Origin of the sequence: Streptomyces sp. NPDC046977 (assembly GCF_040644455.1) — a bacterium.
GTDB lineage: Bacteria > Actinomycetota > Actinomycetes > Streptomycetales > Streptomycetaceae > Actinacidiphila.
On the sequence record NZ_JBEYWO010000048.1, the window covers coordinates 15,514 to 37,629 of the forward strand.

Below are 22,116 nucleotides of genomic sequence, written 5' to 3' on the forward strand. Positions count from 1 at the left end.
CTGCCTTTCTGGGTGGTGGGTGCTTGTCCTGGGGAGGTGGGGCTCGAGGGCCGCCGGGTGGACCGGGCCGGCCCGTAGGGGGTGGGCCGCCCGGTCCGTGAGGGGGCGGGGGCCGTGGCCGGCCCCCGCCGGGGGTGGATCAGTGGTTCAGCAGTGCCGCGACGTTCGTGGCCGCGTCGTCGCCGTCACGCAGTCCGAGCTGGACCGCCAGCGGCTTGATCTTCGGGTTGAGGGCTTCCTTGATGAGCTTGTCGGTGCCCTGGCCTCCGGTGATGCGCACGACCTTCAGGCCCTGGGCTTCGAGCTTGGTGAGGGCCTCCTCCTCGACCGTGTTCGACAGGGTCGGGGTGGGCATGCCGATGTAGACGATGGCGTCGAGGTTCTTCTCCTTGACCAGGTCGGCGGAGAAGGTGGTGCGGGGCGCGTCGGTGTAGTGCTGGCCGTTGATCTCCACGGCGGGCAGGAAGCCGGGGACGGCAGCGGAGGAAGCGACCGCGGCGGCCAGGGGGACGCCGTCGCTCTTCTGCCACAGCACGGTCTTGCCGGTCTCGGCGTTGACCGAGGTGGGCCGGAAGTCGAAGGCGGGCCAGTCCTTGCCGGGCAGCGCCGAGGCGACGTAGCCGACCAGGTCCTTGCTGGCGATGGGGGTCTTGGCCTTGATCGCCAGGGCCCCGATTCTCTTGCCCCGTTCCTCGATGGTGCCCTCGGTGGAGCTGAGGGCGGCGATCATCTCCTTGGGGATCGGGTTGTCCGCACCCGACGACGGCACGGGCGCGGATATGCCCTTGCCGGCCCGCTGGGCTTCCACGACCGGGTGGAGGTCGTCGACGGCGCTGTAGTACGCGCCGGCGATGGCGCCGGCCGAGGTCCCGACGACGACATCGACGTTCTTGCGCGTCAGGTCCGCCTTGTCGGCCAGGGCGGACAGCACGGCGGTCTCCCAGGCGACGCCGCTCTCACCGCCGCCGCCCAGGATGATGCCCACGCGGGGCCGGGCCGGCGAGGGCGCGGCAGCGGGCTTGGTGGTGGTGTCCGAGGACGTGGTGGTGTCCGAGGACGTGGAGCAGGCGGTGAGGAGGGCGGCGGTGGCGCCCAGGGCAACGGTGGTGGCCAGGATGCGGCGCGCGGAGCGGCGGGAAGTGGTGGTGGACATGGGTATCTTCCTTTTCTTGAGAGTCAAACAGGGTGAAATGAGGTCTTTTTGATGGCTTGAGGGCCTGGGGGTGGCCGGCAAGGGCCGCGGTACGGGAGGGCGGGACCCTGCGTGGGGGCGGGCTGGCCGCGGGCAGCGCCGGTGCCGGGTGCTGCTTCCGGCGTGTCAGGCCGGCAGAGTGATGGCTCCGAGCTGCTGGAGCATGCCGAGGATGTCCTCGCCGAACCAGGCCTCGGCGATCTTGCCGTCGCGGACGGTGTAGATACCGATGCCGAGCCATTGGGCGTAGCGGCCGGTGGCGGGGGTGCCCATGAAGGGGCCGGTGTGGGTGCCGCTGTTGGTGAAGCGCGCCACGACGGTGTCGCCGTCGACCAGCGTGTCGTGGGCGGTGAGGTGCATGCCGGTGAAGGCGCCGCCGACTGCGGCCCGCATGGATACCTTGTAGGCCTCGATGCCCTCGATGTCGCCGAGGCTGCCGGCGTGCCACCTCAGGTCGGGGTGCCACAGCTCGTCGATGGCGTCGATGTTGCCGCCGTTGACGACTTCGTCGATGAACCGGTGGACGACGGCGGCGGGGTCGTGTCGGCCGGCGCCGAGCGGGTCGAGCTGGTCGGTGGTGGCGTCGAGGTGATCCGTCGTGCGGGAGAACTCCTGCCAGATGCTGTCGCTGTCGGCCAGGGCCTTCGCAGCGGCGCGGGCGCCGGCGAGCGCGTCGCTGCCGAGCAGGAGCCGCACCGGCGGGTCGGCCAGTTCGCTCAGGCGCACGATGGCCTGCGCGACTCGGGCCGGGTCGCCGGCCGCTTGGACGGAGCCGGTCTCGAACAGGTCGGCCAGGACGCCGACGCTGGTCCGGTACGGCTCGCTGATCGGTGGGATTGCCATGGAGGCGCCCGCCCAGTCGGTGCGCATGCCGCCGGGCTCGATCGCGGTGACCTTGATGCCCAGCGGTCCCACCTCGGTGGCGAGGACTTCGGTGAAGCCGTTCAGAGCCCACTTCGCGGCCTGGTAGGCGCCCAGTCCGGCGTTGGCGACGCGGCCACCGACCGAGGAGACGTTGATGATCCGGCCTCTGCCCTGGGCGCGCAGCACGGGCAGGACGGCCTGGGTGACGTTGACCGCGCCGAAGAGGTTGGTGTCGACCTGCGCGCGGAAGTCCTCCGGGGCGGTGTCTTCGATGGCTGACAGATTCGCGTAGCCGGCGTTGTTGACGACGACGTCCACGCGGCCGAAGGCGTGCATCAGGTTGTCGATGGACTGCTGGACGGCTGCGATGTCGGTGACGTCCACCGATGCGGTGCGGAGCTGGTGGGGGTAGCGGGCGGCGAGGTCGGCGAGTGCGCCGGCGCGGCGGGCGGCGGCGAAGACGTGGTCTCCCGCCTCCAGTGCGGCCGCGGTGATCGCGCGTCCGAGTCCGCGGCTCGCGCCGGTGATGTACCAGGTTTTCAGGGGTTGTTGCATGATCTCTTCCCGTTGAGACAAGGGGTGCTGTTCCGTCGAGGAGGATCGGCGCCGTGGTGCGGCGTGAGCGGGCCGGCAGGTGGCGGCTTCGGTCCGGACGCCGGTTACAGAGCCGCGTTGATCCAGTCGGTGGTTCGGGTCAGAGCGATCCCGGCGATCGGGGCGCCCATGTTGGTGAAGGCGTGGGCGGCGTGCGGCCACACGTCGAGGTCGGCGTTGTTGCCGGCCAGTTGCCACAGGCTGGCGAGGAACACGGAGTCGTCGCGCAGCGGGTCGAGGTCGCCGACCGTGAACAGAGCCGGCGGCATTCCGTGCAGGTCGGCGTACAGGGGCGACAGGGACGGGTGGCGGCGTTCCGCGTCGTCGAGCCCCGGCAGCCCCAGGGCGGCCAGCCCGTCGAGGGAAGAGCGCGGCAGTACGGGCGTGTTGTCGTCGGCGCGGCGGGCGCTGGGGGTGAAGGACAGGTCGTAGGCGCCGCAGTCCAGCAGGAGTCCCTTGAGCATCGCGAAGGCGGGGTCTTCCTGGTCACGCAGGCGCAGGGCCACGGCTGCGGCAAGATGCCCGCCGGCGGAGATGCCACCGATCAGCAGCTTGTCGGTGCCGAATCGGCTGGCCGCCTCGGCGGCGACCCAGCTAGCGGCGGCCAGGCAGTCCTCGATCTGGTCCATGATCGTTGCCTCCGGCACCAGCTGGTACTCGGGGCTGACGACGGCCACCTGGCACGTGCGGGCGAGGTGGTCGTTGTAGGCCTCGTCGTCCTCGGGCGTGCCCGCCGCCCAGCCACCACCGTGGATGCGCAGGATCACCGCACGCGCAGGCTGCTCGGGGGTGAACACATGCAGCCGCATGCTGCCGGTCGGCGCCTGGATCGTGATGTCCTGCGGGACCAGGACGGGAGCCGCCTGCGGCGGCGTCGTCATCGCCCTCAGCATCTCCAGCCCCTCCGGGGTGGTGATGTCGGGCTGTGGCATCTGGGCCAGCATCGCGTTGACCTGCTGCTGCGCCGCGATCAGTTCCTCGTCCAGACCGTCGACGCGCATGCCGGCGAAGGACGGCGCAGAGCTGGGAGAGCTGTCGGGGGTAGCGGGGGAATCCGGAGAACACTTACGGAAAGACATGTCACACCATCCTTGAGAGAGCAGAGCGGTAAGCGGGGGTCAGTGCCCGGCCGGTTTGCAGTGGCCGTGGAGGGGCGGGATCACGGCGCGGGCCGGAATCAGGCGAGGATGCCGCCGTCGACCGAGAAGTGCGTGCCGGTGATGTAGGAAGCGGCGCCGGAGAGCAGGAAGCAGATCGCCTCGGCCGTCTCCGCGGGCTGCCCGGGCCGGCGGGCGGGAATGCCCTCGGCGATACGCCGGGTGGACTCGGGATCGGTGTCCGACATCGGGGTGGCGATCACGCCGGGCTGCAGTTCGTTGATCCGGATGCCCCGAGCCGCGTAGTCCACGGCCGCCGACCGCGTCAGCCCCCGTACCCCGTGCTTCGAGGCGGAGTAGGCGGCGTAGCGCGACAGGCCGCGGTCGCCGTACACGCTGGAGACGTTGACGATCGCGCCGCCGCCGGCCGCCTCGATGGCCGGGATCTGGTACTTCAGGCCGTAGAAGACCGCCGAGAGGTTGACCGCGACAGCGTGCTGCCAATCCTCGACCGTCACGTCCACCAGGTCGGCGTTTCCACCGGTGACCCCGGCGTTGTTCACCGCAAGGTGCAAGGCGCCGAAGGCGTCGACCGTGGCCGCCACCGCAGCCTGGACCTCCTCGGCGACGCTCACGTCCGCCGGTATCGGCAGAGCTGTGCCGCCGGCCCAGCGAATGCGGTCGGCGACCTCCTCCAGCAGCCCGGCCCGGCGCCCCACCAGCGCCACAGCGGCGCCTTCCCGGGCCAGTTGCTCGGCCGTCGCCTCGCCGATCCCGCTTCCGGCGCCGGTCACCAGCGCCACCTTTCCCATGAACCGCGTCATGACACACCTCATCCTCAGATCGCCCGGCGCCCTGTCGACTAACCGGGTAGTTGCATTGAATCGACGTTCCGCCGAGCTGTCAACTGCCCAGTTAGTTAGCCACTCTGAACTGCGGATATGAAGGTTTCAGCTCCTTCGCCCCGGATCGACTTCTCAACTATCCAGTTAGATGAGTACTCTGGGCGGCATGAGAGGAAACGCGCAGGCGACGCAGGAGAGACTGATCAAGGCGGCCGCGCAGGAGTTCGCGGCTCACGGCATCGCGGGGGGTCGAGTGGACCGCATCGCCCGCGAGGCCCAGTCCAACAAGGCGCAGATCTACCACTACTTCGGCAGCAAGGAAGCGCTGTTCGACGCGGCCTTCGACGCCCTGGTCGTCCAGACGACCAGGGCGATCCCCATGGACCCCGGGGACCTGCCGGGGTATGCGGGAAGGCTGTACGACGGCTACGAGCAGCACCCCGAGATCTCCCGGTTGGCGGCCTGGTACCGCCTGGAGCGCGCCGAGCAGCACCGGCCGATCGAGTCAGTCATCAGGTCGAGCCTGGACAAGGTCGCAGCCATCGAAAAGGCCCAGCTCGACGGGTTGCTGCCCACCCACTTCACCGCGGCGGAACTGCTCACCCTCGTTCTCACGCTCGCGGCAACGTGGACGGCCCATCCGCCCGAGTACCACTACGTGGCGCAGCAGGGCAACGTGCGGCCTCGCAGACTCGTCACGGAGTCCGTCGCCGCGCTGCTCAGCGTGGGCAAATCGTCGTTACCGCCCGCCGCGGGACCCCAGGCTCCGGCTTCTTGACCGCACGCAGCCCGGACCATGCGGTCCGGGCGCAGGGCGTGCCGGGCGAAGGGGGCAGACGTGCCGGCATCGGAGCAGGTCCCCGACCGGCGCCCGTCCCCTTCGGGCAACCCTCGAAGGGGACACGTCGGCGAAGTCACCGCCTGGCCGCCGCCTTGCGGCGTCCGGCCAGAACGCCACGGTGACCTGGGAGCCCGGGTGGCCCCGGACAAGCGGCGCCGCTGTCGGCTCCGAGCTGTCGCACGCTCGTGCCGACTGGAGCCAGGCCCTACCGGGAGGACCGGGACCGCGCCTGCAGAAAATCCGGCACGCGGCTTCGCGAGCCCGCGGCCGCAGACCCTGAAGCAGCCGCGAACGGCAATCCCTCAGCGGAAAGCTCCTGGCGAGGCCGTATGGCGCTCATCCGCCGCGCCGGAGACGGGGACGGCCACACCCCGCCGCATCCGGTCTTGTGTGCGGCCGCCGTCAGTCGCCGGATACGGCGTCGTCGTCGACCAGGAGCGCTGCCACTGCGTCGGTGAGGACCTGGCGCCGGTGCCGGCGGGATGACCGCCGTACATGCCCCTGGAGTTCCGGAAAGACGAAAGCCCACAGGAACGACAGGTGGAGCACCAGGTTCAGCAGATCGGCCGGGCGATACCGCGCCGGCAGGGTCCCGGCCACTTGCGCCTTGCGGATCCTTTCGAGCTCGTCCTCGATCGTGTCCGCAAGCACCTCGATCTGCGCACCGTCAAGCGTCCGCTCGAGCCGGTACCACGTGGCCAACCGAGCGATGTGCGGACTGTCCTCGTAGCGGTCGAAGAGCCGCCCCGCGAATCCCGGGAGGTCGTCGACGTCGATCGGGATTTCGCTCGCGGTCTTGGCCACGATCTCGTTCATGACGGCGTCGAAGAGCTGATCTTTACTGCCGAAGTAGTGGTAGATCTGCGCCTTGTTGCTGCGGGCGGCCGCAGCGATCCGGTCCACGCGTGCCCCGGCGATGCCATACGCCGAGAACTCCTCAGCCGCGGCGTCCAGCAGCCGCCGCTGCGTCGCTTGAGAGTCTCGCATCATCTCGGCAGCATAACCTACTAACCAGATGGATAGCACCCAGACCGCTCACAATGCGGTACGGAAACATTTCAGATTCCCCCTGTTTCCCCAGTTCAGCAAGAGTCCATCACTAACCGAACAGTTAGTCCAGGCAGGTCGACCAACGTCGAATATTCTAACTGTTCAGTTAGATAGAGGGTGGAAGCCGAGGCGGACGGAGCCTGTGAGCCACGCCTACCTCACCTCCGCCGCCGTTCACGACGAGCCCGGTGGGACCCGGGCGCGACCTCGGGGTGCCAGCGGGTCGGCACCCCGAGGTCGCGCCCGGAACCATCACCGCGGGTATTGCCCTCTCCAAGGGGCGGGCACCGCGGTGCCCGCCGACCGCGTTTTCTCGGCTCTCTCACCACTGACCGGACCTGACGTCCAGCTTGCAACCGTGTCCACGGCAAAACTCGGTCAGGCCACGGAATCTGCGGATACGGCATGACCGGCGACAGGTGCCTCCACAGGGCCAACGAGGTTCGTACCGCCGGCCCGGCCCACGTTGGCAGTGCACAGAGAACGGCTTCACGGAGCTGACGTTCAGCGCACAAGGCCCGGGACGCCGTCCGCGGTGGTCTGCGCAGGCGTGCGCAGGATCTTCGCTGACTCCACCGTCACCTAACAGGCTGGCGCCCCTCGGGGCTTCCCTGCGCTCCCCGACGCAGCCGGCAGGATGGCCTTCACGAGGCCATTCCGGCCGGTAGGGATTGTCCCTCGTGCGGGGATTCGCCGGCTGTATGAGGCTGCTCGGCCCAGATGGTCTTTCCCCGCGAGTGGTGGCGGGTTCCCCAGCGCTGGGTCAGCTGGGCAACGATGAACAGCCCTCGTCCGCCCTCGTCGAGAGTGCGGGCCCGCCGAAGGTGCGGGGCGGTGGTGCTGCCGTCGGTGACCTCGCACGTCAGCCCCGCGTCGCAGCGGATCAGCCGGAGGCACACCGGTGGCTGGGCGTGGCGGATGGCATTGGTGACAAGTTCGCTGACAATCAGCGCCATGGTGGAGGCGGACTCGTCCAGGCCCCACTCACTCAGCTTGCCCGTGACATGGTGCCGCGCGACGGAGACGGCAGCAGGGTCGGCCGGGAGGTCCCAGTGCGCCACGGTGCTGGCGTCGAACGTGCGGGTGCGGGCGCCGATCACGCCGAGCTGGCGTTGCCCTCCCGCTGCCAAAAGGGCTTCCACCGCCGAACGACAGGTGTCGGCCAGCGAGGACCGATGCCCCACGAACTGCTCAGGCAGCCCGGCTTCGGTCTGCGCCCCGAAGTCGCCGGTCGCCGAGACGGGGTGAGCATGCAGCAGGAGGACGCTGCCTTGTGCCAGACGGATCTCGGCGGTCTCGACGTGCGGCCGGACCCTGCCAAGCGGCAGGCCGACGGGCAGGTCCACGGTCCTGACCACGCCCTCCGGGGTAACGACCATAGGCAGGGGGTGCCCGGCACAGGCCAGGGTGCAATCCGCGCTGACGGGATCGTAGACCGCGTACAGACAGCTCGCTGCCACACCGGGAGCGCACGTACCGGCCCGGCTGCCGGGCCGCAACCGGGAGAGGATGTCCTGTAGATGGGTGAGTACCTCCTCCGGTTGCACGTCGATGTCGGCCAGCGTCCTCACCACGGCGCGTAGTTCGGCAACCAGTGCGGGGGCGGGAGCCCCGCCTTCGGCCACGCTGCCGGCGACCAGCGCCACCCGGGCCCCGGGAAGGGGGATCGCATCGAGCCAGTGGGCCTGAGGCTTGCCGTCGGCATTCCGGTCGCAATAGGCGAGTTCCACGGCCGCGGGCCCTGGCAGACCTCCCGGAAGCTGGCCACTGGCCAGGGCCTGAGAAGCGCACATGCCGGTGGGGTCCAGGCTTCCTGGAGTGGGGGCACGGGGCGTCTCGTCAGTGTTGCCGGCGGGTGCGGCAGAAGCGGTCGTCCCGGCTTTCAGCCGCCATCGGATGCGGCAGATCGCAAGGCTCGCACCGAGGGAAAGAGCCGTTGCGCAGATCACGACCGTCCGGCCCCCGTCCGACACTCCTGAGATGGCGAAGCCATAGATGGCCACGCTGGTGGCCAGTGTCGAAGCCCCGATGACGAGGGTGTGGCGGACGGGCAGGAGGGCTGCCGCCATCACAGGTACCAGCACCGAGTAGTCCGACCAGCGCACCAGTCCGACAGCGGATGCCTCCAGTTGTACCGCACAGGTCACCCCCAGGTAGAGGGCCAGCAGTGCGCTAGGCCGCCAGAGCGGGAGGAGCGTGGGGGTGGTCATCCTCGTCACCGTCCTTTCAGGTTGTGGCGCGCAGTGCCGTCAACACCGTGCGCGCCGTGTGCGACCAACGGGTCGGGGCCTTGGCCAGCAAGGCTGGTGGCCGGATTCTGAAATGGTCACGGTGCATCTCCAGAGCGAGTTGAGTGCGGTGGGCGATGGACGGCAATGAGGGCCAGGTCGTCCTTGAGGTCCCGGCCTGCATGGCTCTCCACGTCGCAGCCGACGTGCTGCAGAAGGCGGCTGGGACAGTCCCACGCCCATGTCGCGGCGCGGTCGAGGACGGGGAAGAAGTCCCCGGCGTCATTGCGGGCTTCGGCAAGGCCGTCGGTGTACAGCAGGAGCGTGTCACCGCAACCGAACGCGGCAACGTCGAGGTGGAAGGCATCGGGAGTATCTCCAGCGAGCCCCAGTGGCGGAGCCGGCCGGGCCATGTGCAGCGGGGTCACCTGGCCGTGGTGGCTCAGCAGAGGTGGCGGATGGCCACAGCTGACCGTCCTGACGTTTTCTTCCTCATCGGCGAGTTCGATCAGCAGGGCCGTGATGAATCGCTCTTCGCTGTCGATGGCGGTCAGCTCACTCAGGTGACGGCGGACGCTGCGTTCGAGCGAGGCCGCCAACTCCGGGAGTGTGCGGTGCTGGTGGGCTGCTTCACGGAAAGCGCTGAGGACCGCGGAGGCGTCCTCGATGGCGGGAAGCCCCTTGCCGCGGACATCGCCGATGAGAATGCGGGTGGCATCGCCGGTCCGGGAAGCGGCGTACAAGTCGCCGCCGACCAGTGCGTGTGCCGTTGCCGCGCGGTACATCGAGGCGACCTGGAGGGGACCCAGCTCTTGCGGGATCGGCCGGAGCAGGACCCGCTGGGCCGCCTCCGCGACAGCACGCACCTGCGCCAGCTCTCTCAAGTCGCGTTCGTGCACGGCCCTGGAGATGAGTACGAAGGCCGAGACCGCCAGTACTGATCCGATGTGAATGGGCAGCAGGGGCGAATGGAGCAGGCCATCATGCCGGTCGACAACGACCACTGCCGCAGCCGCGACGAGCGCGACAGCAGCCGTGAAGCGTGTTCGCGCGTAAGTTCCCGTACAGGTGGGCGCCGCAACGAGCAGCGGAGACAGGTGAACTGCCAAAGGAGCGAACGAAGCACCCAAGGTGATCGTCGCAACCAGCAGGAGCGGAGGCACTGCGCCGGTGCGAGTGCCCACATGTCCGCTGCTTGCGCTGCGCGCTCTCGGCCACTCGCGGTGGCCGAGACCGGACTCCGGGAGCAAGCGGGATCCATGACCAGCCGCATACTTCGTGACAGGGGTGAGCGAGAAAAGGTCCATAGCGAATCGTGAACGGTCGGCCTTTCATGAAAGGGCGGCGTCGCGTTGTCGAGCGAGGATGAGCGGGGAACTAGATGCGTCCGCCGGATACAGTGCGGGCCCAGCGAACGGTTTCCCGACCGGGCGGCGCTTACGGCTCAGCGGACAGCGGTCAAACCGGTGATCGTCCGAACTGGGAGACGAACCGGACAGAAATCCAAGAGTGCAACTGCCACTCGCTGCAGCTCTCGGACCCGCAAGGCCGCGCGTGTCCTGTGTCCTGGGGAGACGGCGAGACCCGGTAAGGCCCCGCACCGACGCGGTGACGTCCTCGGCATACGTGCGGCTCTGCTTGGATCACGACTCCGCCGTCCTTCACTTTTCCGTGTCGTGGAAGCCATCTACCGATATCCGATTCAACTGTGCGACTAATGGTTCGCCACGTCAAGCGAATACAACAACCCCCCAGACAGGCCAGACACCGCGGGCACGATTCCACATCCAATTACACACAACCGAAGGGGAGTTGAGCGAAAGTAAAGCAGCTATAAGCGCACGGAAATCCGAATGCAGAGTGACATGTTCACGCTTTTAATCGCCCATAACAGCCAGCACCGGGGAATAGAAACCGGTGCGTCATTGTCGCTCGGCGCCAGCATCCCGGAAATTGTTTGACGCCCTCACAAAACCGCGATCGCGCCTCGCAGCGCAGTCCCCCCGGGGCGCCTCCTGCCGCGTCTTCGCCGCCGTGGTCACCCAGGCACCCCTCAGCTCAACCGGTGACACCGTCCGCTCGCGGGACAGCAGGATCTCCAGGGCGCCGCGCGTCTCGTCCAGTGTTCGCAGGGCGGCTCCCACCTTGTGGGGTACGCCTTCGGGTCCGTTGCTCGGGTATGCCTTGTCGAGTTGAACGGCCCGGTGCGCGAGTTCATCGCGGATGCCGGCTAGAACGCGGCCCATCTCGAGGTGTTCGTCCAGGGTGAGACGGTGCTTCCTGGGCATGCGGGTCTCCGTTCGGCCGATGACTGGGCGGAATGCTCACCGACGGGACACGGGCAGGCGCTCCCGCAGATTGCCCTCACCATTGCCATGCGGCATAGCGGCCCCGGCGAAGCCGCTACCGGCCCAATGCCCAGTAGCGCGGAGCCAGTCGGCTCGACCTTCCTACGCGGCCAGTTCAGGGTGCATGTCCGCAGGCCGAAGTGACGACACCGGGTACCTGGCAGGTACGCCAGGCGCGCAAGGGAGCGCGTCGGGGGCGCGCGCGTGATCGCGTGCGCACGCTCGGTGAAATTGGTGGGGTTGGGCGTGCACACTTGCGGGTCTCGTTCGCTTGGCTGGTGGTCAAGGCAAAAGCGCTCGGTGCCGAGCGGGGGCTGCATCGGCCGACGAAAGGACTCCAGCCAGTGGATCTCGATATGGCTGCTCACGTGGAGACGGGAGCAGTCGCGCTCCGGGTCCTCGCGGGAGACATCCGCGCCCTGGGAACGCGCCCGCTCAGCGCCGGCAGGCGGGTCGGCATCACCCAACTGGCCGCGCACCACCGGCGCGAGGAGGCGACCGCCTCACACGAGGCCACCGACCCGCAGCCCCTGGAGCGCAACTGATGAGCGGCCAGCAACCGGACCCGTGGGCCGACCAGGCCGTGCGCGACGATCTCACCGCGGTGCTGCCGGAGACCTTCACCGCGTTCTACTCCCTGCACCACAAGGCTTACCTGCGGTACGCGCACCTGCAGCTGGACGGCCGACCCGAGGCCGAACAGGTCGTCGAGGACGTGTTCGTGCAGCTGGCCACGATGTGGCCGCACGTGCTGCAGCAGCCGAACGTGGACGGCTACGCCTGGGCGGCGCTGAAGGAGGAGGTCGCCCGGCGCCTGGAAATACAAGGCCGCGCCCCCGCCCTCGTGGAGACCGCCGCGTTCGAGCAGATCCGGCGCAAGACCCGCAGCACCTTCGCCGTGCTGGAGTCCAGCCTCGGGCTGTACACGGCGATCGCCCGGCTGCCGGAGCGGCAGTACGACGTGATCGTGCTGCACTTCGTGCTCGGCTACCCGATGCGGCAAGTGGCCGTGCTGATGGGCGTCACGTACGCAACGGTCCGCAGTCACGTGCGCGGTGCCCGCCGACGGCTGGCCCGCGATCTGGAGATCGACTGGGCCACCGAAAAGATGAACGAGGAGGATTGATGAACCGGGGGAACAATCGAGCTGACCGCATCGACCAGGTGCTGGCCGACGCGGAAGTCCTGGCAGATGAGTACGCCGACTTCGACGAGCGGGCGGCACTGGAGCGCATCGCGCGCCGGGTGGTGTGGCACCGGGCCGAGTCGATGGAGAGCCGCGCCCGGTGGATCCGCACCGCATCCGGCGCGTACACCCGCCCGGCCGACGCGCGCGACGGCCTACCGGCCGCCCTGCACGAGCAAGCCGCCACCGAACTGGGCCTGCTGTCCTCACAGGTCGTACGAGACCCGCAGGCCATCGCGGCCATGGCGCTGCTCGTCGATGACCGGGCCACCATCGAACCCACAGGCGCACTCGCCTTCGCGTGCCTGCTGTATCTGGCCGACCGGCACGAGGCCGCCCAGTTCTGGTGGCAGTTCGCCGCCGGCGCCGACTCCCCCACCGCGGCCCACTGCCTGTTCCTGCACCATCTGCAGCACAGCGAACTACGCGACGCCCAGCACTGGCGCAGGCAGGCCCTTGTGCTGCGGCACCTGGGCCAGGACCCCCTGGCACACGCGGCGTGGTCACAGGCGACAACCAATCGGGCCCTGAGGCATTGGCTGTGGGGGCCGCCGTCGTCCCGGACAGCGATGGTGCCCACCGTGGTCACGGTGGATGTCGTTCATCGTGCGTGCCGGCCCGCCTCGTCCCTGCCGCTGTCGAACTCGATCACCAAGGCCGTACAGCGCCTCGAGGCATACAGCGACGAGGACTTCGGCACCATCCCCAAGCCGGATCCCGAACTCGCCGCGGAGCTCGAGGGCTGCGCGGTCTCACGGTGAACGAGACAACCCGCACACAGGGCAGCCGGCGACCGCTCTCACTCAGGCCTCGGCACCACGAACGCCCGCCGAAACCTGTCCCCGTCGCGGGGACAGGAAGTCCCGCAGCCGAAACAGCACCGCGGCCGGTGCGCCGCTTCAGCGCTCCAGGCTGTGCCGGTCCCGGTACCCGGGCGCCGTCACCCGCTCCCTGGTATGCCGAACCCGGGCAGGCCGTGCTGAAGCGTGAGCGCGGATGCTGGGCGGCCGACCCGCGGCCCGCTGGTACATCCCTGGGCAACGGTCCGGCTCGCCAGTTCACAGCGGGGAGCCCCCGCTGGTGCAGCACCCGCCTTCGCTCGATGCCGGCCGTCAACCACCTGCAGGTGCCAGGCCCTGACGGTGACTGCTGTGCTGGGCATGTCGGCGTGCCAGACCTCGACTGTGCGCCGCCTGGTGAGCTATCACCGATCAGCCGGTCGGCAGTGGCGTCGGCTGACAGCCCCGGCGTGTCCACCACGCGCATTCGTCTGCGCGCGGGCGGTGCCGGCGAACTCAACAGAGCCGCGAGCAGCGTGGTCTTGCCGACCGTGCTGTATCCGAGGACTCCGACGGTGATCACTGGCATGGGCAGGTGGTTCAGTTCCTGGCGGAGCAGCTCAACCCGATCGGCTCCGCGGCGTTCGAGATTCTCCACCGGGACCGGGTGCGCGGCCTGTGCCGAGGGGCAGAGGATCCGCTGGTTGTCCTGGGGCATCGTGTCCCTCCCTCACACAGGCCGGCTGAACGCGCTGGACGGCTCGAACGGGTCGGCAGGCCTCAGAAGAACCGGAGCCGGACCGGGGACTGCTCGTCGGGCTCCCGGACGAAGATCTCTCCCCCGCGACTGGCGATCTCCTCCAGGTATGCGTAGACCTGGATGGCACGGTTGATCGTGTCCGTCTTGGTGTCGCCCGACAGTCCGGCGGCGGTCTCCAGGGCCGCTGAGGACCGGGCACTGAGGTTGACCGTGACGCGTTCGGCGGTGGTGGTCTCTCGTCGGCTGGATGCTGTGCTCGCAGTCATCTTCTACGCTTCCTCAATCGTCGCACCGCCGACCCCCGTCGGGCGGTGACGGACCACACTGCGTGCACACGTCGGGCGATCGACACGCCGAAGAAGGCCCACCCCGGCTAATACCGCGGCTGCCTTCCCTCCCCCGGATCGTGCAATCGGCACCCACGAGCAAGCGTCAATGATCGCCCATGGGCCCGCACCCCCGTAGCTCCCCACGTATGCCAGTGTGGTGATGCCGGACCAGTACACTCCTTATCCCCCGCAACGTCAAGCCAAAAACCATCTGACGGCCGGTTGTTGCACTGCAAATTTGCGTGCAATATGAGACCCGCACCATCCGTGCCGGCGACGTTCCACCTCAACGACGCGCGAGCACAGGGATGGTCGCCGCGTCTTCTCCGTGACCGCGTCCGCCGCACACGTCGTCGCGTGCACGGCCGGGGACTGACGCCCGGGAGGTGCTCGCCTCGCGGAGCCGACCGCCACCAAGGCAGGCACTCCCGCCCCGCGACCCTTCACCGGTGAGCCGGTCAGGCCGTGCCGCTTCCGGCAGCACCGCGAACCCCGGCTGTCCGGTAATGCTGTTGCACAGCACGGAACTGACAGGCTGACACCTCCGCGACAGAGGTCGCTGCGGGAGAGCTGCATCCTGTGCGGCACGAGCGCGCCCCACACCGGCATCACGCGCAACAGGAGCCATCCCACGCCTCAATTGGACATACAAACAGCATGCATTAGGCGTCTTATCGGCATGCATCATCTGGTCAATCCTCTTACGGCGGTGCTAGTTTGTTGCCTAGAGTCGACTCAAGATCACTAAGGGTGGTTGCAGTCGCTCCGTCGAGACCGTGCACGAACGGCGGCCAAGTCCCTTCCAGCATCGACATCGCGATGGATGGCAAGCGCAATGACCCACACCAACAGCTCAGCCACCCGCACCACTGATCTGACCGACGAACAGCCCGACGAGGGCCGTGGCGTCCTGTTCGACAAAGAGACAGCCTCCGTCGTCATCGACGCCCGGCACCTCAAGGCCGAAGTACGGCTGGTGACCTCCGCCGAATCACCCACCGCCCGCAGCATCCCGCTGCTGGCCGTCGGCGTGATCGCGGTCCTGGCCATGACGGCGGTCGGCTCGGTCCTGGCCTCGGCCGGCGCCCCCGCAAACATCATCGCCGCAACAGCCGGCGGACTGTTCACCTTCTCCTTCGCCACCGGGCTCTACGCAGTCTTCCGCGCCCCCGCACGCCGGCGCCTCCTGCGACGACGACGCCCGCGCACCTGACAACGCCACCCGGCGCACAACCCACCACCCACGCGGCTGTGCGTCCAGCAGGACACTCGCGCAGCGATCACCTCGCCACCCGGCGTCCTGGACCGGCACCGGAACCGCCCTCACCGCGGCCATCTTCAACCCGACCACCAATTGAAAGGCAGCCGTCCCGACCGCCCTCGCCGGGCCGCCCCCGAGCGAGGCGCTCACTCCGACCGGCAAGATCACCCCTCAACGCAGTGACGAATCCATCGGCCTCCCGGGCTCTCAGAGGCCAAATCCCCGGAACTCGCCCAGGGCCCTCGCCGCGAAGACTGGCAGACCAGCCAAGACAACACCCCTACAACTACGACCAGCAGTCCCCGCCACCCGCGATGTGCCATTCGGGTGGCTACTCGTCATGCCCGGCCCGCCACCAATAGACCCGTACGCCACGCAGGAGCAGAAATTCGAGGGTGACGCGCGGATTGGCATGGCGTCAGAGGTGCGAAGGGGGACGGTGGCTGTCCTCGCGGCAGCAGCCCTTGCAGGAGGCCTGGCCGTCCCGCGGGCCCGCAGCCTCCGGCACCGACGGTGTCCCACTGCGCGAGGCAATCACAACACTGCTGGTCATCGGCGAGAACCGCCTGGGCTACCAACGCACCGCGTTCCGGCACTGGATCGACATCGATCGTGACGGCTGCTCCACCCGCGCCGAAGTTTTCCGTCAACGAGTCCCGTTCGACTCCTGACGGCGCCGTGCGTGCCTGGGTGACGCGGCAACCGTTGAGCGCGGTATAGAGCGTGCCGGCAAAGTCCTCGCCTGCTCGGCATGCTCACGTCCATCGAGTTCGAGCTGCGGGCAGCCCTCTCAGTCACCGTAGGATCCAGCAAGCCGGCTCCATGCAACTCGGGGCATATTGCCTTGAAGCCATTTCGCCCCGTTCTGCCGGGTGTAGGACGCCAGGATGCGGGCGACCGCCCCGGGATGCGCTAGGTGCGGGAAGTGGCCGCTGCCGTCCAGCACGCTGATTTCAACCTGGGGCAGTGCGATGCGGAGCCAGGTCCGGTATTCCGGGTCGGGCTCGCCGCCAGCGAGGTAGTGATAGGGCGTGCCCTGGGAGGCAATGCGTGCCAGGCGGCTAGTGTGCCGGTCCTGCAATTCGGACAGCGGTGTTGTCAGCAACTCCTCCCAGTAGCTGAGCAGCAGCTCCTGCGGCGGAACCGCGGCAGGTCGGGCGAGGGCGCGGGCCTGGGGCGGCAGGGTATCGATGCCCATGCGACCGAGCAGGCTTCCCCAGATGGTTGCGTATTGGGGGCTCCGCAGCACGTGCTCGTTGCGTTGGAGCATCTCCGCGAAGCCGGCTATGCGTAGCGGCTGGTCGATGTTGACCACACTGTGTGTCGGATACGTCGCGGCATAGGCCGTGGCGACGGCTCCGCCGAGCGAGTACCCAACCACGACCGGTGTGGCCAAGCCGGCTTCGGAAACCGCTTGGTACACCACCGCGGCAACATCGTCGTGTCCGTGGCGGTCCAGCAGTGACGACTCCCCGTGCCCGGGCAGATTGAGGACCAGGACGCTCCGCCCGGGGTCGCAGATCTCCAGCTCGTGCAGAACCGGACCCCATTGGCGATGGTCGTAACTGAGTCCGTGCAGCAGTACCAGCGGTGGCCGCCCGTCTGCCTCGCCGTGCCGCTCGGCGTGTAGACCTGCGTACGTCAGAGGTGCTGCGCCGGTGTTCATACCGTGGGGCCTTTCTGTGGTTCGTGCCGTATACAAGATGTGTGGGCGTGTCGCCGTCGAAGTCCTCGATCGCGTCGATCACGCCAGGAGGCTGCCCCGTGCCCGGCCCGGCCACGTGCCGACTCCACTCGTTGGAGGGGCAGTCCGGTAAGACCGCCCCAGACCAACAACCCCCGCTCTACATTCCTAACAAGGCCTCTCGCCAGGCCAGATGGCGAAACGCTGCCGGAGTAGTACTAGGCGCGACCCAGCCGCCCACCTGACAGGCCTGGTGGCCTTGGCGGGTGGTCAGGCGATGCCGATCTGCTGGTAGAAGGTCTGGTTGTCCCAGAACAGGAATTCCTCGTCCATGGTGCCGCGGCGGTTCCAGAGGCCGACGGTGGCCATGTTGATGGCATATTTCTTGCCGGTGGGCTGGATGAGGCCGCCCTTGCCGTCGGGCATGGGGCGGGTGAAGGTGCCTTGCATGACGCCGGTGACGGCGGTCAGTTCGCCCTTGGCCACGCGCAGGGGGTGGGAGTGGATACGCGTGTCGGGGGCCCATACGAACAGTGCGGCCAGGTCGGCGATGTGCTGGTCGATGCCGTCGGTGTAGTGGCCGTCGGGCCAGTGCACGCGGATGTTCTGAGCGTGACTTTCTCCCAAGCGGGACCAGTCTGCGTGGGAGAAGACCTCGAAGTCCAGGGTGTCGAAGGTCTCCAAGTGCCGGCGTTCCTCGCGGGTCAGGTCCCGGGGGAATGGCGGGTTGGGCACCGGGGTCGTGGCGGGATCCGGGTACAGGCCCGGGTGCCGAGTCGCGGCTTCAGCCATGGTGCTTCCGTCGGCGACAGCGGTGATGGCGAGGGCACCGAAAGCGGCGGCGGCTCCGCCCTTCAGGATCGAGCGACGTTCCATGGTGACTCCTTGACGGGGTGTTAGATCTGAGGGGCGGCGTGGATCGTCAGGCCCCCACGGAATGTCGGGAGTGCTGCGGCCCATGGGCTCGGCCGCGGGTCCGGTGGCGTCGGGGCGTGCCGCTATCCGCATCAGTTGATTGAATTCTCAATTACTGACTACACAGACACTAGAGGGATGCGCCCTGGCGGTCAACAGCACCCCGTCGAACTCGCCATGCCTCAGGACGTGAAGCCGTAGAGGCGCGAACTTCGGGCACCCTCCGTCGGGCAACAGGCCTGTCAACATCGCGACCCCCTGCCGCGGCGCACGTGCCAGCGCAACGTAGGCAAAATGCCTGCTATGGGAGTTATTGAGACATTGAACTTGTGACGGTCCGGCAAGGTGAAGTGCACCTACGGCGGTCGGGCTGCGCAAGGCGACTCCCGCGCGCGCCTCGGGCCGCAGAGTCAGGTGTCCGAGCGACCGACACGAGAGGCGGTTCGATGCTCCTGCCTGCAGGGCCTGGGAGTGCTGTCCTTGCAAGCGTGCAACCGCAAGGCCTGCGGCCTCACGCTCACCACACACGGGGAGCGAGCTGGGCAGCAGGGTAATGAAGGCAATACACGCGATGCCGGTTCCGGCGCGGCACTTGCCCAGGGGCCCTACAGCTTGCCCGTGAGCGTGCCGATAGCCGCCGGGGGCTGGCTGCTCGGCATGTATGGAGTTCTAGGTGCTGCTGGAAGCGACCCGCCCGGGCCCCTGAGTGTGCGCGTAGCCCTTGAGACTGAATGCTGACGTCTTGTCCAACGCCACTGCTAGTGCGGCATGTTCAATCGTCGGGTGGCTAAGCTATCGGCGAAGTTGCGTCTGACCTCCCCTGGCTTGGTACGTGCCAGCTCCGGTGACCATGGGCGGACGTGACGTTTCTTCTGGCATTCCTGACATGAGGAGCAGTCATGAGGATCGGATTTACACTTCCGTACTTACACAACGTCGCACACCAGGCGGCCCGGACGGCCGAATTCGCGCGCGAGGCGGAGAAGGCCGGGGCTACGAGCCTGTGGGTGGGGGACCGCAACTTCGCCGCCGTCAATCCGAAGGTCGGCGCCGGCGGTGTCGGCAACACGATTCCCGTCGAGTACAGGACGGCCGCGGATCCGTTCGTGCTCCTGGGTGTCGCAGGAGCGGCTACGGAGCGGGTCCTGCTCGGTTCGCACGTGCTGATCGCCCCGGTCTACCCGCCCGTCCAACTGGCCAGGAGCCTGACGACGATCGACCTGATCAGCGGTGGACGTCTGATTCCGGGGTTCGGCGTCGGCTGGTCCCCCGAGGAGTACGAAGGGGCGAACCTGGACTTCGCCAAGCGCGGCGCCCGCATGAACGAGCTGCTGGACGCGCTGGAACTTCTGTGGACCGAGGACCCGGTGGAGTACCACGGTGCGCACATCGAGCTGCCGCTGCAGTACGCTCCGCTGAAGCCGGTACAGCGGCCTCGCCCGCCCTTCTACATCGGCGGATCGGCCGAGGCAGCGCTCAAGCGCATCGGCGAGCGTGCCGAGGGCTGGCTGCCGGCCTGTATCGTCCCCGTCTTCGTGGACATCGACGCAGTAGTCGCACAGCGCGCGCTCATCGACGGGTTCGCCGCCAAGGCGGGCCGTGATCCGGCGGACATCGACACCATCATGCGCGTCAACATCGTCGAGGGAACGCCGCTGGGCCAGGTTGCCGGCACGATCAAGTCTGTCGCCGAGCGCACCGGCATCGACCACTTCATGGTCGAGTCGATGTCCCTGCCCGATGTCGACGCATCGCTGGAGCTCGTCACGGAGCTGACGAAGCTCATCCAACGCGGCTGAAGAAGCATTTTCGCCCATGGTCGGGGCTGCCAGGGAGCGGTCGCGACTCATGGTGACGCCGGGCGGGAGTGCATCCGCACGTGTGGCCTCCGCTCACGCGGGCGCAGACGTCGGCGATCTCAACCAGGAGGCGTGAGGGGGCGGTCCGTCGAGGCCGGCGGCCGCTCTGCCTGCACGATCCAATACTGGCTCTGTCGAGCACCGCGAACGGGTCCCCACATGCGAAGCGCAGCGTGGCTCACTGGCCTGAGCCCGTGGATCCGCCGCCGACCGGGTTGCCCTGCTCGTGGCGACTACGTTCCTTCGCGAAATACCCAAGTCCCCCCACTCGTGAGGCTCGGCAGGTACGTCCCCCGGTGAGCTCTGCGGGGTTGGGTGCGGGTCGGACCGATTACTTCATCCGTTCTGTCCCTGGGTGGGGGCGTGGAGCGATTCCACGGCGTGGACCAGGGGCGCCAGTTCCGGATTCTTCGCGGCCTCTCGAAGTGCCTCGCGCAAGGCCGCGTCGTTGGCGGGCCGGGCCTTTTCCAGTAGTTCCAGGCCGGCCGGGGTGACGTTGGTGTAGATGCCGCGGCGGTCTGTGGGGCAGAGGTACCGCTCGAGCAGGCGTCGGTCCTCAAGCCGGGTGACCAGGCGTGTGGTGGCGCTCTGGCTGAGGACGACGGCATCTGCGACCTGCTTCATCTGCAGGTGGCCGCCCTCGCCGTCGTGCTGCTTGCTGAGCACGCCGAGCAGGGAGTACTCGCGCACGCTGAGCCCGTGTGCCTGCAAGGCGCGCTCGATGTGTATCTCGATCCTGCCGTGCAGCAAGGACAGGGCGCACCATCCCTGCGCCAGGCCGATGGCCGCGGGGTCCGTCGCTGTCATGGGGCTCCTCCGTCCACGAGTCGGTCCCTGCACGATAGACCACGCACGGCAGTAGGAGGACCCGGCCCATATGCGTCGCACGCCATCAAGCACGACTTGCAATACTCGGCGTGTGCAATTACTGTCGACTCAGATAAGCGCATCTGCAATCTTCGGGAAGGGCGTCCCCTCATGCCTCTCGCGCTCTTGGCTCTCGCGATCGGGGCCTTCGGCATCGGAACGACCGAATTCGTGATCATGGGCTTGCTGCCCCAGGTCTCGCACGACTTCGGAGTCTCCATCCCCACCGGCGGCCTGCTCGTCACCGGCTACGCGCTCGGCGTCATGTTCGGCGCGCCGCTGATGACCGTGCTCGGCACCAAGGTCCCCCGCAAGCGGATGCTCATGCTGCTGATGGGCCTGTTCATCGCCGGCAACCTGCTCTCCGCCCTCGCCCCGTCCTTCGCCGTCATGCTCATCGGGCGGGTGATCGCCTCCCTCGCCCACGGAGCCTTCTTCGGTATCGGATCCGTGGTCGCCGCCGACCTGGTCGCCCCGGACAAGAAGGCCGGCGCGATCGCCATGATGTTCACCGGCCTCACCGTCGCCAACGTCATCGGCGTTCCGCTCGGCACCCTGGTCGGACAGTCCGCCGGGTGGCGCGTCACCTTCGGCATCGTCGCCGCCATCGGCGTCCTGGGCCTGGCGGGCGTCGCCCGCCTCGTCCCCGACGTACCCAAGCCGGAGGGCGTCCAACTGCGTCACGAACTGGCCGCCTTCAAGAACGCCCAGGTCCTCCTCGCCATGGCGATGACCGTCCTCGGCTTCGGCGGAGTCTTCGCGGCCGTGACCTACATCGCCCCGATGATGACGCACGTCGCCGGATTCTCCGACGGATCGGTGACCTGGCTGCTGGTGCTCTTCGGCCTCGGCATGGTCGGCGGCAACCTCATCGGCGGCAAGTACGCCGACCGCGCCCTGATGCCGATGCTCTACGTCTCCCTGGGCGCCCTCGCTCTCGTCCTCGGCCTCTTCACGATCACCGCGCACAACCAGATCACCGCCGCGGTCACCCTCACCCTGATCGGCGCCCTGGGCTTCGCCACCGTCCCACCCCTGCAAAAGCGTGTCCTGGACCATGCCCACGGCGCCCCGACGCTGGCCTCGGCCGTCAACATCGGCGCCTTCAACCTCGGCAACGCCCTGGCTGCCTGGCTCGGCGGCATCGTCATCGCGGCCGGGCTCGGCTACACCGCCCCCAACGGGGTCGGCGCGGCCCTCGCCGGCGCCGCTCTGCTGGTCGCCGTCCTCTCCGCCGCCTTGGAACGTCGCGGCGGCTCACACACCGCCGTCATCAGCGCTCCGACAGCCGAACAGCCGACCGTCAGTCACTGATCCGGCCCAGCACGGCCGCCACCCCAACAGCTGCGCAACCACACTGACCACGGCCGGACACAGCAGCCACCGCTGCACCAAAGACCAATATCGCCTTTAACGG

19 protein-coding genes are annotated in these 22,116 nt (G+C 68.2%); 7 read left to right on the plus strand and 12 right to left on the minus strand.

Annotated features, from left to right (window positions below; genetic code table 11):
- Positions 1-139: 139 nt before the first annotated feature.
- The 4 genes from ABZ883_RS39760 to ABZ883_RS39775 form a co-directional block, all read right to left on the minus strand.
- Positions 140-1,153 (minus strand): patatin-like phospholipase family protein, encoded by a 1,014-nt coding sequence (locus tag ABZ883_RS39760; protein WP_360915997.1) that lies wholly within the window; start codon positions 1,151-1,153, stop codon positions 140-142.
- 165 nt (positions 1,154-1,318) lie between these two features.
- Positions 1,319-2,611, minus strand: coding sequence for an SDR family NAD(P)-dependent oxidoreductase (locus ABZ883_RS39765; RefSeq protein ID WP_360916000.1), 1,293 nt, complete (start codon positions 2,609-2,611; stop codon positions 1,319-1,321).
- Between the two features lie 104 nt (positions 2,612-2,715).
- On the minus strand, positions 2,716-3,729 hold the full coding sequence (locus tag ABZ883_RS39770) for an alpha/beta hydrolase fold domain-containing protein (RefSeq protein ID WP_360916003.1): 1,014 nt from the start codon (positions 3,727-3,729) through the stop codon (positions 2,716-2,718).
- A 98-nt stretch (positions 3,730-3,827) separates the two neighbouring features.
- On the minus strand, positions 3,828-4,571 hold the full coding sequence (locus tag ABZ883_RS39775; RefSeq protein WP_360916006.1) for an SDR family NAD(P)-dependent oxidoreductase: 744 nt from the start codon (positions 4,569-4,571) through the stop codon (positions 3,828-3,830).
- A gap of 187 nt (positions 4,572-4,758) precedes the next feature.
- Here ABZ883_RS39775 and ABZ883_RS39780 point away from each other — a divergent pair, with 187 nt between their 5' ends.
- Positions 4,759-5,370 (plus strand): TetR family transcriptional regulator, encoded by a 612-nt coding sequence (locus ABZ883_RS39780; protein WP_360916009.1) that lies wholly within the window; start codon positions 4,759-4,761, stop codon positions 5,368-5,370.
- Between the two features lie 465 nt (positions 5,371-5,835).
- On the opposite strand, the gene ABZ883_RS39785 is transcribed toward ABZ883_RS39780, so the two are convergent.
- The 4 genes from ABZ883_RS39785 to ABZ883_RS39800 form a co-directional block, all read right to left on the minus strand.
- Positions 5,836-6,423, minus strand: a complete 588-nt coding sequence (locus tag ABZ883_RS39785) for a TetR family transcriptional regulator (RefSeq protein WP_360916012.1) — start codon at positions 6,421-6,423, stop codon at positions 5,836-5,838.
- 704 nt (positions 6,424-7,127) lie between these two features.
- Positions 7,128-8,693, minus strand: a complete 1,566-nt coding sequence (locus tag ABZ883_RS39790) for an ATP-binding SpoIIE family protein phosphatase (RefSeq protein WP_360916015.1) — start codon at positions 8,691-8,693, stop codon at positions 7,128-7,130.
- 116 nt (positions 8,694-8,809) lie between these two features.
- Positions 8,810-9,895 carry a PP2C family protein-serine/threonine phosphatase gene (locus ABZ883_RS39795; RefSeq protein ID WP_360916017.1) on the minus strand — a complete coding sequence of 362 codons (1,086 nt, stop codon included), beginning with the start codon at positions 9,893-9,895 and terminating at the stop codon, positions 8,810-8,812.
- A gap of 738 nt (positions 9,896-10,633) precedes the next feature.
- Positions 10,634-10,999, minus strand: a complete 366-nt coding sequence (locus ABZ883_RS39800; protein ID WP_360916020.1) for a hypothetical protein — start codon at positions 10,997-10,999, stop codon at positions 10,634-10,636.
- 416 nt (positions 11,000-11,415) lie between these two features.
- On the opposite strand from ABZ883_RS39800, the gene ABZ883_RS39805 reads away from it, so the two are divergent.
- Genes ABZ883_RS39805 through ABZ883_RS39815 form a run of 3 tightly spaced genes read left to right on the plus strand, consistent with a single transcriptional unit; the run spans position 11,416 to position 13,006 of the window.
- Positions 11,416-11,604, plus strand: a complete 189-nt coding sequence (locus tag ABZ883_RS39805) for a hypothetical protein (RefSeq protein ID WP_360916023.1) — start codon at positions 11,416-11,418, stop codon at positions 11,602-11,604.
- Positions 11,604-12,185, plus strand: a complete 582-nt coding sequence (locus ABZ883_RS39810; RefSeq protein WP_360916026.1) for a sigma-70 family RNA polymerase sigma factor — start codon at positions 11,604-11,606, stop codon at positions 12,183-12,185. Before ABZ883_RS39805 ends, ABZ883_RS39810 begins: the two co-directional genes overlap by 1 nt.
- Complete coding sequence (locus ABZ883_RS39815; protein WP_360916029.1) at positions 12,185-13,006, plus strand: hypothetical protein; 822 nt, start codon at positions 12,185-12,187, stop codon at positions 13,004-13,006. Before ABZ883_RS39810 ends, ABZ883_RS39815 begins: the two co-directional genes overlap by 1 nt.
- A gap of 798 nt (positions 13,007-13,804) precedes the next feature.
- On the opposite strand, the gene ABZ883_RS39820 is transcribed toward ABZ883_RS39815, so the two are convergent.
- Positions 13,805-14,050, minus strand: coding sequence for a hypothetical protein (locus ABZ883_RS39820; RefSeq protein ID WP_360916032.1), 246 nt, complete (start codon positions 14,048-14,050; stop codon positions 13,805-13,807).
- An 898-nt stretch (positions 14,051-14,948) separates the two neighbouring features.
- Here ABZ883_RS39820 and ABZ883_RS39825 point away from each other — a divergent pair.
- Complete coding sequence (locus tag ABZ883_RS39825; RefSeq protein WP_360916035.1) at positions 14,949-15,326, plus strand: hypothetical protein; 378 nt, start codon at positions 14,949-14,951, stop codon at positions 15,324-15,326.
- 838 nt (positions 15,327-16,164) lie between these two features.
- Here the strand turns inward: ABZ883_RS39825 and ABZ883_RS39830 are convergent.
- Both ABZ883_RS39830 and ABZ883_RS39835 read right to left on the minus strand, forming a co-directional pair.
- Positions 16,165-17,040 (minus strand): alpha/beta hydrolase, encoded by an 876-nt coding sequence (locus ABZ883_RS39830; RefSeq protein ID WP_360916038.1) that lies wholly within the window; start codon positions 17,038-17,040, stop codon positions 16,165-16,167.
- Positions 17,041-17,328: 288 nt separating this feature from the next.
- Positions 17,329-17,934, minus strand: a complete 606-nt coding sequence (locus ABZ883_RS39835) for an ester cyclase (RefSeq protein ID WP_360916041.1) — start codon at positions 17,932-17,934, stop codon at positions 17,329-17,331.
- A gap of 938 nt (positions 17,935-18,872) precedes the next feature.
- Between ABZ883_RS39835 and ABZ883_RS39840 the strand changes: the two genes are divergently transcribed.
- The gene (locus ABZ883_RS39840; RefSeq protein ID WP_360916044.1) at positions 18,873-19,772 is read left to right on the plus strand and encodes a TIGR03619 family F420-dependent LLM class oxidoreductase; all 900 of its coding nucleotides are present in this window, start codon (positions 18,873-18,875) and stop codon (positions 19,770-19,772) included.
- Positions 19,773-20,168: 396 nt separating this feature from the next.
- On the opposite strand, the gene ABZ883_RS39845 is transcribed toward ABZ883_RS39840, so the two are convergent.
- Positions 20,169-20,639: a MarR family transcriptional regulator gene (locus ABZ883_RS39845; RefSeq protein WP_360916047.1), complete on the minus strand. Its 471-nt coding sequence runs from the start codon at positions 20,637-20,639 to the stop codon at positions 20,169-20,171.
- A gap of 171 nt (positions 20,640-20,810) precedes the next feature.
- On the opposite strand from ABZ883_RS39845, the gene ABZ883_RS39850 reads away from it, so the two are divergent.
- On the plus strand, positions 20,811-22,013 hold the full coding sequence (locus ABZ883_RS39850; RefSeq protein ID WP_360916049.1) for an MFS transporter: 1,203 nt from the start codon (positions 20,811-20,813) through the stop codon (positions 22,011-22,013).
- Positions 22,014-22,116 lie beyond the last annotated feature (103 nt).